Source organism: Cytobacillus oceanisediminis (assembly GCF_004366035.1).
In the GTDB taxonomy this organism is placed as follows: domain Bacteria; phylum Bacillota; class Bacilli; order Bacillales; family Cytobacillaceae; genus Cytobacillus; species Cytobacillus oceanisediminis_C.
Genome location: NZ_SOEE01000004.1, coordinates 57,882 through 71,375, shown reverse-complemented (window position 1 = coordinate 71,375; position 13,494 = coordinate 57,882). Strand labels below are relative to the sequence as shown.

Genomic DNA, 13,494 nt, shown 5'->3' with positions numbered 1-13,494 from the left:
TCTACACTTACATTTCCTCAAATTAAGATTGTTTATACTTTTTAATTTTTATGCTTATAATAACCCATCATGGTTGTATAAAAATTCGTACGATAGATCCACAAATAAGTAATCATTGGTATTAAGCGGGAAGGAAAATGTCCTGATTGTTTCGCCTGTCTCAATATCGGTATACAAATCAGAGAGGATACCTTTTTTATTTATTCGCATTTTCATGATATTTTCAAGAAAGTATGGTCGCCAGCTCCAGTTTTTGTGAAGATATTCTTCCTGGGTTATCCATTCCCCATCCCGTTTGAAATAATTCGCAGATTTCTGGAATCCATCTTCATCGCAAATATACAGGCGAAAAGCTGCACCATCCAGAAGAACCGTAATCTGCTCCAAAGTTTCTTCATATACAAAAACCTTTTTATTTTTATTGGCAAAATCAATCATCTTTTCATTGAACTCCAGTGTAACCTGATACAAGGACTCCAATTTTTTCTTTTCATGCACAATAAACCGATGGCATTCACTTCGTAATTTTTCCTTTAAAATATCTCTATCAGTGAAATTTTCAGCCGGTTTTTGCAAATAATAACCTTGATAATAACGGCCTCCATTTTTCCAGGCAAACTGAAGCTGATAAACCATTTCAATATTTTCAAAAAGCATGCTCGCTCCTATTTTCCTGGCAAGCATGGATAAAGAATAGAGGATATCATTAAAATTATAGGCAGAAGCATTTGATTTCATGGACTCCAGATCCACCTTTAAAATGTCGGGAGCCAATTGCCCGATCCTGTCCAGATGACTGCTTTCATTGCCTAGTTTATCTATTGCTAATTTGATTCCATATGTCCTGTAATAATTCAATAGATGGTCCAGATGGTCAATATCGCCCTTATAATTCCGTTCTGTAATTTCCAGTACAATCCGGTCAAGACTTATTCCTTGTTTTTCATATTCGTGCAGGGTATTTAAAAATTGTTCCCCGTCATTATACATGAGCAAGTCAGCATCCCTGTTGACGAAAAGCAAAATATCTTTATCCAGGTCCCGGGCCTTATCCAAAGCCTTTTTTAATACTTCATAATCTACTTCAATCCGGTATTCTTCAGGAATATTCTCATCCTGGAAGAACGGCCCCAGACTACTGGCAACTCCATCAGATCCTCTATATCGGCCTAAAACCTCATAACCAATGACACGATGCTCATCCGCACTGAATATTGGCTGGAAATAAGGAAATACATTATCCAAATCTGTAAGGATATCCAATGCATCCATGTCCTAGCCTCCCTATGTATATTAATGAGTTATTATACCATATTCGCTTAAAACTTTTACTATTCAAAATATAGATTCCACTTTTTGATAAAACCTCATTGTTTGGCAAAAGCTTTGCATCATATTGCCGCGCCTTCTCTCACAAGCTAATAGCAGGACATCTAAGAAAGAGGGTATTTCATGAGGAATTTCCTATTTATATCCCTTCTTATTCCTTTGCTTGGCTGCGGCCATTCAGAACCAGCCAGTTCTTTCCAAAAATCTGACATAGCATCAAAAGAGCTGGATGCACTAATATCAGTCAAGGCAAAGGTACAGCAGAATGTAACAGCCCAGTCTACGAAAACTCTTTCGGCTGTGAAAAAGGAATCTGTCATTATTGATGTTCCACTAATCAGACAAAACCCCGAATTGAAGTATGGGTGCGAAGTAACCAGCCTGACAATGGTCCTGCGGCATGCAGGTGTGCAAGTGGGAAAAATGGATTTGTATAATGCAGTAAAGAAAGATAATGATCCGCTGATACGTTCAAAAGGTGATATTTTGAAATGGGGTAATCCAGCAGAAGGATTTGTAGGAGATATGACCGGAACAAGTGCAGGCTACGCTGTTTTTGATAAACCAATTGAAGAATTAGTGAATAAATATCTTCCCGGAAGAGCCGTTAATTTATCCGGCCAACATTTTGAAACGGTTCTTATGCATGTGTCCAAAGGATATCCTGCTGTGGTCTGGACAACAGGAGATTATAGGCTTCCTGATCGCTGGGAGTCCTGGACTCACTCCGGCAAAACCATTAAAACCCCATTAGATCTTCATGCAGTCGTATTAGTAGGCTATGATGAACAGTTTGTTATTCTAAACGATCCCCTCTCAGGGAAAAAACAGGTGAAGGTTTCTAAAGAACGATTCATCTCCTCTTGGAAAGCATTGCAATCCAGGGCAGTAAGTTACCAATAGATAATGTCAACCGGCTGAAAATAATTCAGCCGGTATTTATAAACATCAAAATGGAAATTGATTCAGCCGGTATTTATAAACATCAAAATGGAAATTGATTCAGCCACTGTCCTCCATCCATAGTGATGCACTCCCCATTAATATAACCTGCATGCTCTGAGAAAAGGAAGAATGCCAATTCTGCGATTTCTTCCGGCTTCCCGAGCCTGCCAAGAGGCACACTTTGGAGTGTCCTGTTTGCAGCATCTTCTGATTCCCAAAGCCTGTCAGCCCCTCCTGTCCTTTCAATCGGACCTGGGGCTATTGCATTCACTCTAATTCCGTATTTTCTACCCCATTCTACAGCCAAGGTTCTTGTCATGGATAATACACCTGCTTTTGCGGCTGCCGAGTGTATAACACCCGCTCCAGCATCCCAAGCATATGTAGCCACCATATTAATGATGCTCCCCTTAATTCCTTTTTCAATCCAGTATTTACCCACTTCACTCGAACAATAAAAGGTTCCATTCAAGACAATATTAATAACAGAATTCCATCCATTTGCACTCAGCTGCTCTGCAGGGCATATAAAATTTCCCGCTGCATTATTAACAAGGAAATCAATTTGTCCAAATGCACTCAGTGTTTCATTGAGCATATGTTTAACATGTTCAATTTCACGGACATCCATTTGAATTGTCAAAACTTGTCCCTGGAATGCTTGAATTTCAGCTTTTGCTGTCTCAAGGCGTTCCGGGTTTCTTCCTGTTATCACCACGTTGGCTCCAGCTTCAGCAAACCTCTTTGCCATATATTTTCCCATGCCGCTGGAACCGCCAGTAACAATGACTGTTTTATTCTTCATTCTAATTCCCCTCCCAAAAATGAATGATCATTCATTTATATTTTACCATTAAATAAAGAATTTTCGAATTATTATTTACAAATAAATTAATAATTTTAAGGAAAACGAAGGATAAAAAACAAGTATAGTTATTTCTTCTTTTTAATAGGATAGTTTGATAGTATTAAAGATACTGCTATGAGAAGGCAGTGCCTTTACTCATGTCAATAAATTATTTATAGATAGGTTGGTATGCTAAATGCCGGAAAAAGTGTCCAGAAGATCTTTTTTAAAAAGAGCTCTAGGCTTTTTTGCTGCTGTTTTTGGTATTAGTGCAGGCGGCTATTATTATGCACGGGATATTGAGCCGCGGCTCTTGGAAATTACAAAATACAAAATCTCTGACAACGCTATTCCAAAAGCGTTCCATAATAAAAAAATCATCCAATTCAGCGATACCCATTTAGGATTTCATTATGACCTGAAGCAGCTAGAAAAATTGATTGAAAAGATAAACAGCTTGAAGCCTGATATTGTCTTCTTTACAGGTGATCTGATGGATGAACCCAATAAATATAAAGAGGCAAACCAAATTGCCCCCCTCCTGAAAAGAATTCAGGCGCCGCTTGGAAGGTTTGCTATTTATGGAAACCATGATCACGGGGGCTATGGTTCTGATATCTTTAAATCTATTATGGAAGAATCCGAATTTATTCTTTTGCTGAATGAAAATCGCAAAATCGAGTTTTCCGGCAGCAGCATCCAGATTATCGGCATTGACGATGCCATGCTCGGCAGACCGGACATAAAGCTTGCCAGCCGAAGTTTGGACGATTCTTCCTATAACATTTTATTGTCCCATGCACCGGATTTAGCAGATGAAGCCTCAGCTTTCAACATCAATCTGCAGTTGAGCGGCCATAGTCATGGAGGACAAATAAAACTGCCGTTTATGGGAGCGTTAGTTAAACCGCCGCATGCTGAAAGATATTATGAAGGCTTCTATGAAATCGGCGGCCAAAGCCCTTTAACTCTTTATGTAAACAGAGGGCTAGGTACAACCCGGCTGCCCTTCCGGTTTTTATCCAAACCTGAACTGACGGTATTTACTTTACAATCAAACAGCGAGAATTAAAGGGAAAGCACATCTTTGCAGCTTCCCTTTTTTTGCTTCCTTCGGGACACAATTTATCCAATTAGTTACAAGATCATTTTTGCAGGCATATATTTGAATAGACCTTTAAGAAAGAGGTGATTGTTATTTACCATATAGTAAAACCTGGTGAGACATTGTCTGTCATCGCAAAAAATTACCGCCGCCCTTTAAGCGAGCTCCTGGCGGCAAATCCTTCCATTGTAAACCCTGGCCTTATTTATTCCGGCCAGCGAATAGTAATACCAGGGCTGCCGGAACCTGCCTCCATTCCGTATACCATCATTGTTTCAAAAGGCAAAAGAAGCTTAACTCTTTTATATAACGGCGCCATTCAAAAAGTGTATCCTATTGCCGTCGGAAAAATGCTGACACAGACCCCAATTGGAGAGTTTGTTATTGTGAACAGAGAACCCAATCCCGGCGGCCCATATGGGGTCATGTGGCTTTCCCTGTCAAAAGCCGGCTATGGAATTCACGGAACCAATAACCCTTCCTCAATTGGCCAATCTGTTTCCAAAGGCTGTATACGCATGTATAACCAGGATGTGCTCGAATTGTCACGCATAGTGCCAAATGGCACCAGGGTACGGATACAGCCATAGCTGCTGCTTACAAAACTTTCGCTGAAAAATTGCGAAAGTTTTTATTTTTTTGTTGATATTTTTTTAAGGACAACATATCATATTGATATATCACTTTGATACATCGAAAGGAGTTTTATTATTGTCTATAGAACATACAATTCTTGCTGTCCTAAGCTTTTGGCCCAGCACGGGCTATAATATTAAATCTGAATTTGAACACAAAGCTGCTGGCCTTTATTGGGGAATGAGCTATGGGAGCATTTACCCAAAATTGAAAAAGCTGGAGAAAGAAGGATTTATCTATGCAATCGAGCAGGAAGATGAAGGAAGAAAGAAAAAAAAGTATGAGCTCACTGCAAAAGGCTGGAAAGAGTTTGAGAACTGGCTGAAGACTCCTCCTCCTTTTCCAGTTATTAAAGATGAATTGCTAATGAAAATGTCAACGTGGCATGAAGATATGGATAATGATGTGTTAATTAGCCATTTATTTAAAAGAAAAGAAGAAGCCACTGATATTCTAAAATTTGTACAGGAATGGCCGCGAAATGGATACTCCTTTGTCAGCAGACTTGGCTGCCTCTCGATTCGATATGCAGAAATGAAGCTGGAAACAGAAATTAAATGGATTGAAGAATCAATTGAAGTTCTGCAAAATAATAATCTGCCAGTTGGCCAGGATCCTCACGGCAATACTGAAAAGCTGCTAAACAGGCGAAGGATGGCCATAGGCGGGGAAAAGGGGAATTTCCAATGAAACCCGGCATTTTTAAACCACTCAAGCTGAAACCCTTTCGCTCTCTTTTTGGTGCGCAGCTATTTTCCGATTTGGGTAACTGGCTCGATTTTATTGCTTTGCAGGTTATTGTTGCTTATCACTGGGGGCTTGATGAAACGGCAATTGCCTCTGTCATTATTGTTCTCGGTCTTCCATGGGTCATTATCGGCCCATTTGCAAGTGTGTTTGTGGACAGATTGCCGAAAAAAGCTGTTATGATTGTTTGCCTTCTTTTAAGAATTGTCTTTGTCGGAGGCTTGTTTTACGCTCCCAACCTATACATTCTGCTATTATTTGTGTTTTTAAAGGGAACCGTATCAGCCCTTTACGACCCGGCAAGGCAGAGTGCGATCCGGATGGTTGTACCTGACAGCATGCTGCCTGAAGCAGTAACTCTAAGCCAGCTTTCAGTCAATACCATGAAAATTGCAGCGCCAGCTTTAGGCGGAGGGATAATAGCAGTTCTCGGACCAAAAAGCCCCTTTTTATTTGAAGCAGCAGGATTCGTTGTATCCATTATTTTCCTTTTGTTTCTTCCCAGCTTAACATCTTTTGAGGAATCAGATAATAGAATGGCTGAAACCTCTACTGTCAAAACAAGTTTTTGGAAAGAATTTTCAGAGGGCATAAAACATATTTTCCATGCTCCCCTTTTAAGGATCTCAATTATTCTTTCTTCTGCAGCTTTTTTCATCATTTTCCTTTATGATGGGTTATTTATTTTTATTGCAAAGCAGATTGGCTTTAATGAGGGAAATTTCGGGTTGCTGATCAGTGCAGTAGGAGCAGGCAGTGTGGCGGGCTCACTTTTACTGGGCCAGTGGACAGGGTGGAACCGAAAACCCGTCCACTTAATGAGTTCTTCGGCCATATTAAGCGGCACTTTTATTGTAGCTGTTGGACTCGGAGGCTTAGGTTTTCTAAATTTCCCTCCACTGGTCTGGATAATCGGTGCATGTCTTTTAGGTCTTTTAGGTGCGGGAGAATCTGTTCCTTACGGCTATGTGCTCCAATCTGAAACACCAAAGCAAATGATGGGCAGAGTTTCAGCTGCCGCCATGTCCCTGCAGACTTTTTCCATGCTTATTGCACCTGCGGCAGGAGCTCTTCTTGCAAAACAGCTAGGCGCCTCTTTTGTTATGATTGGCGCTGGTTTGGCAACAACATTATTAGGTTCAACAATGCTGATGATAATATGGAAAAAATCAGGATCCTTCCAACCTATAAGAGGGAAACAGCTGGATGGATAAGCTTTTGTAATAAAAGCCTATCCTAAGTTGGTTTTATTGACTAAAAAGGGTATAATATGTTTATACCCCTTTATAATTTGAAAGGAGATTGGAAATTGAATTCTGATAAGAAACAATATCCCCATCTGCAACCAACGGTTGAAAACCTCTCTCAAGCCATCTTCACCGTTAACCGCCATGCAAAGACAGCACCAAACCCTAAATTTTTGTATAAATTAAAGCACGATGCACTTCAAAAGTTAATTAAAGAAGGAAAAGCCCGGAAAGCAGGCCTTCACTATTCTGGCAATCCAAAAAACAGCCAGCAGCAGTCAGATGTTCTTGTAAAATGCGGGAATTATTCTTTCCACCTTCCGCCTTCTAAAGAGGATTTCTCAGAGCTTCCCCATTTGGGCAAACTCGATTCCTTCGTCAGAAATCCAAAATCTTCTCTATCTCTTAATGCGGCGAAAAAATTGCTTATGTCATATACAGAGCTAAAAGAGCTTAATAGCAAGCCAAATGCAAAAAAGCACCGCTATGAAAAACCTGTATTTAAGAAATTAGGGGAAAGTTACTTTTAATCACAAAAAAGCTGGAATGAAAATTCCAGCTTTTTCTTTGTGGTGGTTCTATAATGCATGCTGATCTATCAAAAGCACCAATTCTGCAATTTCAGGCTTGCTCACCTGCGCATTGGCTCCAACCATATGGCCCTTGTGGCGAAGATCTTCGGTAATCAATGAAGAAAAAATAATAACTGGAATTTTTGCCAGCACAGGGTGATCTTTAACTTTTTTAGTAAGGTGATGCCCGTCCATTTGCGGCATTTCGATATCAGTGATCATGAGCTGCACTTCCTTAGTGACATCGCGCCCCGACTTGGCTAAGGAATACAAATATTCATAAGCATCGTATCCATTTTCAAAAAATTCAATTTGAGAAAAGCCAGCTTCATTTAAAGTATCATTCAAAAGCTTTCTTAGGAGTGGAGAGTCTTCTGCAATAAGCAGCTTCTTGTCAGACCTTTCACGCTTTCCAAGTTTCTGCACCTTCTGAATGCTAATCCCTGAATCCGGATTTATCTCTGTGACCATTTTTTCAAAGTCAAGCAGCAGCACCATCTCATCTTCAAGCTTTATAATTCCAATAATCTGGCTTTCCTGCCCCTGATACATTTCAGAAGGCTTTTCAATTTGGTTCCAGGAAATGCGGTGAATTTTTGAAACATTATGAACATGAAAAACTATTTTCTGCTGATTAAACTCTGTCACAATAAACTTATCCTGCTGAGGGCTTTCTGAGGCCGGCATATTTAATGATGATGCTACATCCACTACTGGAAGAACCTCTCCCCTCAGTTCAATGATCCCTTCAATATTACGATGAGAATGCGGGACAGGAATGACTGGTACAGGATTAATAATTTCCTTCACTTTAATAACATTAATCCCAAATTTATTCCTTCCTATTGAAAACTCAACAATCTCCAGTTCATTCGTTCCGCTTTCCAGTAAAATGCCTTTTTTCTGTTCCACTTTATTCGCCCTTCCTTTTTCATATGCTTATATCTAAGTTCGCGGCTTCAATTTGTATGACGCTTGTTTTATGAGCAGCAAGACAGCACCGAGTATGAATCATGAATCTTTTTCTCTATTAATATACCATGAATGGATAAAATTTCTTATGAAAATTTTAGTTCATTATGAAAAAAGTCCTTATTTTTGGAACAGGAAGTCAGCTGCTTTGCTAAAACAACAAGAAGCAAGCCATTGGGGGCTTGCTTCTTCCTAGCACTATTGATGGATACCTAATCAGGAATGCTGTCGTCCTTAATTTTCGAATGAACAAACAGGCCAATTATCGTTAAAATCATCAATGAACCTAAAGCAAGTCTGCTTGCCAGGTTTCCATAGCTGGCAAAGATCAAAGTTATGCTTCCATAAATAACAGGTCCGATTATCGAAGATACTTTCCCTGAAAATGCAAACAAACCAAAAAACTGCCCTCTTTTATCTTCTGGAGTCAATTCCACAATATAAGTCCTTGTGGTAACCCACATGGAGCCCAGAGCGACGCCAAACATGCTGCCCGCAATCCAAAACATGGTTTCATTGACAGCCCCAACCGCAATTGCCAGAGCAACAAGAAGAAGGATCCCTACGTACTTAACCGCTTTGTAGGGCCCTTTCGCCTTGGTAATATAGCCAAATACAAAAGAACCAATTATACTGGATAATGTTGAAGCAAGATATAATAAAATGAATTGGCCAGTTGAAAAGCCGACAATCGTTTTTGCGTAAACAGCCATCATGGCAATCGTTGTGGCAATTGCATCATTTAAGAAAAAATAAGCAATCATGAAAGTGAAAATCGCCTTATAATGTTTCATATCTTTAAAAGTCTGCCAAATTTCCTTATAGCCTGATAAAAATTTTTGTTTTTCTTTTGCCTGGTAAGGCTTATCTTTTACTAAGAAAAACAGCGGCAAAGAGAACAGCAGAAATAGTAAAGCAGTTGGTATAAAAGATTCGTGAAAACCGTCATCTCCTACAAATAAATAAACTGTGAGGCCTACAAGGGTTCCGATATAGCCAACTGCCACCCCAAAGCCCGAAATCAACGGTATATCCTGCTTTGTTCCCAGGTCTGAAATCATGGCATCGTAAAAAACCAGACTGGAATGGAAAAAAAACTTTGCAATAATAAAACATATAATAACGAGTGCAAGATAAACTGGAAGCCCAAATATTTTCCCGCTAATCTGGCTTGATGCAAATACCCCCATTAAAATGGTCGCCATTACAGTAATAAGCGTAAAGATTACTATATATTTCTTTTTTCTTCCTGTCCTGTCTATCATAACCCCAAACAATGGAGAGAACAGGACAAGAAAAAAGCTTGCCAGCGCATTAGAATAAGAAATAAAGGTACTAGCTATCTGATTTAAAACTTCATTCTCTCCTATTACTTCCTGCAGGTAAAAAGGAAAGAAAATGGTATTAATATTTGAGGAAAAAATAGTATTAGCAAAATCGTAAAGTGCCCATGATACAATGGGCAGAGTCATATATAGCCTCCAGGAATTGAATTTCCCCTGTTTCTGCAGCTCCGTTTTTTCTATTTCCATGTCATCAGCTCCTTCAGGTAAAAAACACCTTATTCCTTATTCAAGACCTTTCTTTAAAACCCTTTTATTTTACCAAATTTTATTCAATGCAACTTTTTTTACAATTTAATGAATATTAAAACAACCTTTTTTATGCAACAATAGCAGAAATTAATTTAAAGTGGGGAAAAGCGAAAAGGTATGAACAAAGAGAATATAAAGCAATTAATCTACTTGTCTGATTGGTGAAGGCCAAAACAGGGGGGAATTTAATGAACAGGCAGAATTTTCCCGCATTTCCGCAATGATGGTGCCTTATTTCTTTGGCATCTTGTTTTATTGGGTCCATCATCCCGATCAGGAGCCTCTGCCTGTTTTGCTGCATGAAGTTATAGCATCGTACATTACAGAAAAATAGACTGTCAGCCGGTGTTATACACTAATGCCTGCTGACTGTATTATCTGCTTTTTATGGTGAATGTCATGTCCTATAAAGTCTGCAAAATAATCGCGCACAGTTAAGCTAGTGCTGCCGATTTTAAAAGCTGTATCCAGTTTCTCTTCTGACATGCCCTCAAGCATCTGAAGAAATTGTCTCCGCACTGATAAAAGTTCTTCAATAATCTCTAATTGTGCATGCTTTTTAGCGTATTCCAGTGCAGCATTATTAACACTTTGAAAATCAGGAAAGTTCTCAAGTACTGCACCCTCTTTAAAAAATGGGAAACGCTGTTCAATAGAATATCTATCCCAAAATAACAGATGGGCAACTACTGCCGCAACCGGCCATTTTCCAGCCGAGACAGGCTTTAGCCAATTTTCCCGGTCAAGATCTTTTATCGACTCAAGCCATACAGAAAAAGATTCATAGTGACTAATAATATCTTGCTTCTTCATTTTCATCCTCCCTTCCTAAAAATATATTCTGCATTCAGATAATAAATCCTTTTTATTGCTGACCCACAAAAAAAAGCTGCATTGCAACTCAGTGCCTGCAGCCCAATTAAAAATTATTATTGGTCCATATCTGCATAGAATACTGTTTTGATCATGATACAGCCCGTTGATCTCAGCACGGGACACTTGCTTTCCACAGGGAGGAATGAGAGCCTCCTTGGCTCCGCCTGCGGTTCTCCCACTCCCTCTCCTTGCGAGGACATTGAATAAGCTTCCTCTTAGGAACACCGGACAAAGAAAATGCGGAAGCTTTTTCGACGTTCAAGTGCCCACAGCGAAAATCAACTCATTATTTTTAACTTATTATTCAGTGATAAAGTAACGATTTTACTAATATACCTTATTTTTTTAATACAACTGTGCTTGCGATTAAATCATGCAAAGCCTGTTTTTTCTCTGTAAAGGCCGCAATGATATAGCCGATAAGGAAAATACCAGACAGGATGGCCATGGCCAAATATCTTCCAAGCGCCCTCCAGAAAGAAATGCGGTTTCCATTTAAGTCAGTCACTTTTAATCCCAGCAGCTTTTTGCCCACAGTTCCCTGCCATTTGGATGCATGCAGGCCTGCAAAATAGGCAACAGCAACGACAAGATTGACAAGAAAGGTTACTCCAAGTGCGCCAAAATAAGATCCCATGAATGCAATTGCTTCTTCATTGGTCATTTCTGTTTCCATATAAGATGGGTCGCTTATCATCGTATTAAAAGCGTCAGAAGTGCCAAAGAAAATCATAAAGATAACAATGCTTAGAATTGCAAGCGGAATTCCAACAATAATAGAATCGATTAAATAGGCCGCAAATCGGAGCCAGAATCCGCCATATTCCTTAGTGATTTCATAAGGCTGCTTCTCTAAAGATGTCTCCACTTTAAATCCTCCTTTATTTATTTAGGTGGAAAACTAACAAACTAAAAATATAGTTTCCACTATCTACTAATGTTAATCTCTACATGAATTATATTCAACTATTTGTAAATTTTTACACTCATTTATTTTTAACAAAAATTTCTCTAAAACGTTTTCATCTTGACTTTTTTGTGAACAGTCTTATAACAGTGTAGACACTGTTTTTCCCAAGTCATAAAATAAGTTTGTAAAGCTGAAAGCAAGTTTTATATAAATTAAAAAAGAGGTGCGATCAGGCATGAAAGGTACAGCAATCCTTTACCATGATGAACATAAAGTTACGATTTTGGAAAATGTGGAGCATTCTGTGTTTGAGGAAATGAAAGATCAATGCGGCGACAAACATTGCCGATGCCATATAGAAAATAAAGTAATCGATTTTGGTGCTGTATCCCCGGTATTATGGCATGAAGACGAAGTCGATTGGGATTACGGATACTAATTTTATTTTTACAGGCTCTGAAATATAATTCAGGCCTGTTTTATTTTTTTCTGTTTGCTCCCGCATCAAAGTGATAGAATATACATTATGATTATGCGAGGTGAACACATTGGAACATTTAATTAATCAAAGAGTGAAGGACATTGAAATTTCCGGAATCAGAAGGTTTTTCAATATGGTTGCCGGCACCAAGGACATGATTTCTCTTACAATTGGACAGCCAGATTTCCCGACGCCATTACATGTTAAAGAAGCAGCTAAACAGGCAATCGACGAGAACTTTACCTCCTATACACACAATGCGGGCGATATTCGATTGCGGGAAGCTGCAGCTTCTTTTGTAAAATCAAAATATAACCTTACATATAACCCTGAATTAGAAATTATTGTGACAACGGGGGCAAGTGAAGCTATCGATATTGCATTCCGTACAATTCTGGATGAAGGATCGGAAGTAATTCTGCCTGGTCCTGTTTATCCCGGTTATGAGCCAATCATAAAGCTTTGCGGTTCAGTTCCGGTGCATACTGATATTTCCAGAAACAAGTTTAGATTTACTGCGGATTTAATTGCAGAACAAATGAGTGATAAAACAAGGTGCATTGTCCTTCCATATCCGTCGAACCCGACAGGTGTGAGTCTGAATTTGGAGGAGCTTGAGAAAATTGCTGCTCTTGTTAAAGGCAAAGATATCTTTATCCTTGCTGATGAAATTTACAGCGAACTGATCTATGATCAAACACACCACTCAATCGCTTCCCTTTTGCGGGAGCAAACTATAGTAATTAATGGACTTTCAAAATCCCATTCAATGACAGGCTGGCGCATAGGTCTTTTATTCGCACCGGAAAACCTGGCCAAACATATCTTAAAGGTACATCAGTATAATGTGACATGCGCAGCTTCTGTCTCCCAGATGGCAGCTCTTGATGCGCTGACAACAGGAATAAACGACGCCATACCAATGAGGCATGAATATGCCAAACGCCGTGACTATGTATATGAACGACTAATACAAATGAATCTGGATGTAGTCAAACCGGATGGTGCATTTTATTTTTTCATAAAAATACCAGATGTATCAATGAACTCCTTTGAATTTGCCCTTTCTCTTGTTAAACATGCAGGAGTTGCAGTTGTTCCAGGCAGTGCATTCTCCTCATATGGAGAAGGTTATTTCAGGATTTCCTTTGCCTATTCCATGGACACATTAAAGGAAGGTCTTGACCGGATCGAAAAGTATCTGAAGGGTATATTGTAGCGAATCACTCAGT

At 39.2% G+C, this 13,494-nt stretch carries 14 protein-coding genes; 8 read left to right on the top strand and 6 right to left on the bottom strand.

The features are described from left to right. Nucleotides 1-54 precede the first annotated feature (54 nt). Nucleotides 55-1,272, bottom strand: a complete 1,218-nt coding sequence (locus DFO72_RS11155; protein ID WP_113881771.1) for an EAL domain-containing protein — start codon at nt 1,270-1,272, stop codon at nt 55-57. Nucleotides 1,273-1,452: 180 nt separating this feature from the next. On the opposite strand from DFO72_RS11155, the gene DFO72_RS11150 reads away from it, so the two are divergent. Further along, nucleotides 1,453-2,232, top strand: a complete 780-nt coding sequence (locus tag DFO72_RS11150) for a C39 family peptidase (protein ID WP_113881770.1) — start codon at nt 1,453-1,455, stop codon at nt 2,230-2,232. An 82-nt stretch (nt 2,233-2,314) separates the two neighbouring features. On the opposite strand, the gene fadH is transcribed toward DFO72_RS11150, so the two are convergent. Beyond that, the gene (fadH, locus tag DFO72_RS11145; protein WP_113881769.1) at nt 2,315-3,079 is read right to left on the bottom strand and encodes a 2,4-dienoyl-CoA reductase; all 765 of its coding nucleotides are present in this window, start codon (nt 3,077-3,079) and stop codon (nt 2,315-2,317) included. 238 nt (nt 3,080-3,317) lie between these two features. Here fadH and DFO72_RS11140 point away from each other — a divergent pair, with 238 nt between their 5' ends. From DFO72_RS11140 to DFO72_RS11120, 5 genes are all read left to right on the top strand, one after another. Beyond that, nucleotides 3,318-4,193 carry a metallophosphoesterase gene (locus DFO72_RS11140; protein ID WP_113881768.1) on the top strand — a complete coding sequence of 292 codons (876 nt, stop codon included), beginning with the start codon at nt 3,318-3,320 and terminating at the stop codon, nt 4,191-4,193. Between the two features lie 125 nt (nt 4,194-4,318). Then, on the top strand, nt 4,319-4,816 hold the full coding sequence (locus tag DFO72_RS11135) for a L,D-transpeptidase family protein (RefSeq protein WP_113882138.1): 498 nt from the start codon (nt 4,319-4,321) through the stop codon (nt 4,814-4,816). A 121-nt stretch (nt 4,817-4,937) separates the two neighbouring features. After that, nucleotides 4,938-5,552 carry a PadR family transcriptional regulator gene (locus DFO72_RS11130; protein ID WP_113881767.1) on the top strand — a complete coding sequence of 205 codons (615 nt, stop codon included), beginning with the start codon at nt 4,938-4,940 and terminating at the stop codon, nt 5,550-5,552. Beyond that, nucleotides 5,549-6,823, top strand: a complete 1,275-nt coding sequence (locus DFO72_RS11125; RefSeq protein WP_113881766.1) for an MFS transporter — start codon at nt 5,549-5,551, stop codon at nt 6,821-6,823. The genes DFO72_RS11130 and DFO72_RS11125 overlap by 4 nt, the downstream gene beginning before the upstream one ends. Nucleotides 6,824-6,918: 95 nt before the next feature. Then, on the top strand, nt 6,919-7,386 hold the full coding sequence (locus DFO72_RS11120) for a YkyB family protein (protein ID WP_113881765.1): 468 nt from the start codon (nt 6,919-6,921) through the stop codon (nt 7,384-7,386). A 48-nt stretch (nt 7,387-7,434) separates the two neighbouring features. Here DFO72_RS11120 and DFO72_RS11115 read toward each other — a convergent pair whose 3' ends face one another. The 4 genes from DFO72_RS11115 to DFO72_RS11100 all read right to left on the bottom strand — a co-directional run bounded on the left by DFO72_RS11115 (nt 7,435) and on the right by DFO72_RS11100 (nt 11,739). Then, the gene (locus DFO72_RS11115) at nt 7,435-8,340 is read right to left on the bottom strand and encodes a chemotaxis protein (RefSeq protein WP_113881764.1); all 906 of its coding nucleotides are present in this window, start codon (nt 8,338-8,340) and stop codon (nt 7,435-7,437) included. Nucleotides 8,341-8,612: 272 nt separating this feature from the next. Then, a complete protein-coding gene (locus DFO72_RS11110; protein WP_113881762.1) occupies nt 8,613-9,932 on the bottom strand; it encodes an MFS transporter in 1,320 nt (439 codons plus the stop codon). A 411-nt stretch (nt 9,933-10,343) separates the two neighbouring features. After that, a complete protein-coding gene (locus DFO72_RS11105) occupies nt 10,344-10,808 on the bottom strand; it encodes a DinB family protein (protein WP_243856133.1) in 465 nt (154 codons plus the stop codon). 400 nt (nt 10,809-11,208) lie between these two features. After that, a complete protein-coding gene (locus DFO72_RS11100; protein WP_113881760.1) occupies nt 11,209-11,739 on the bottom strand; it encodes an RDD family protein in 531 nt (176 codons plus the stop codon). A 277-nt stretch (nt 11,740-12,016) separates the two neighbouring features. Here DFO72_RS11100 and DFO72_RS11095 point away from each other — a divergent pair, with 277 nt between their 5' ends. Then, the gene (locus DFO72_RS11095; RefSeq protein WP_009331014.1) at nt 12,017-12,220 is read left to right on the top strand and encodes a hypothetical protein; all 204 of its coding nucleotides are present in this window, start codon (nt 12,017-12,019) and stop codon (nt 12,218-12,220) included. 109 nt (nt 12,221-12,329) lie between these two features. Next, complete coding sequence (locus DFO72_RS11090) at nt 12,330-13,481, top strand: aminotransferase A (protein WP_113881759.1); 1,152 nt, start codon at nt 12,330-12,332, stop codon at nt 13,479-13,481. Nucleotides 13,482-13,494 lie beyond the last annotated feature (13 nt).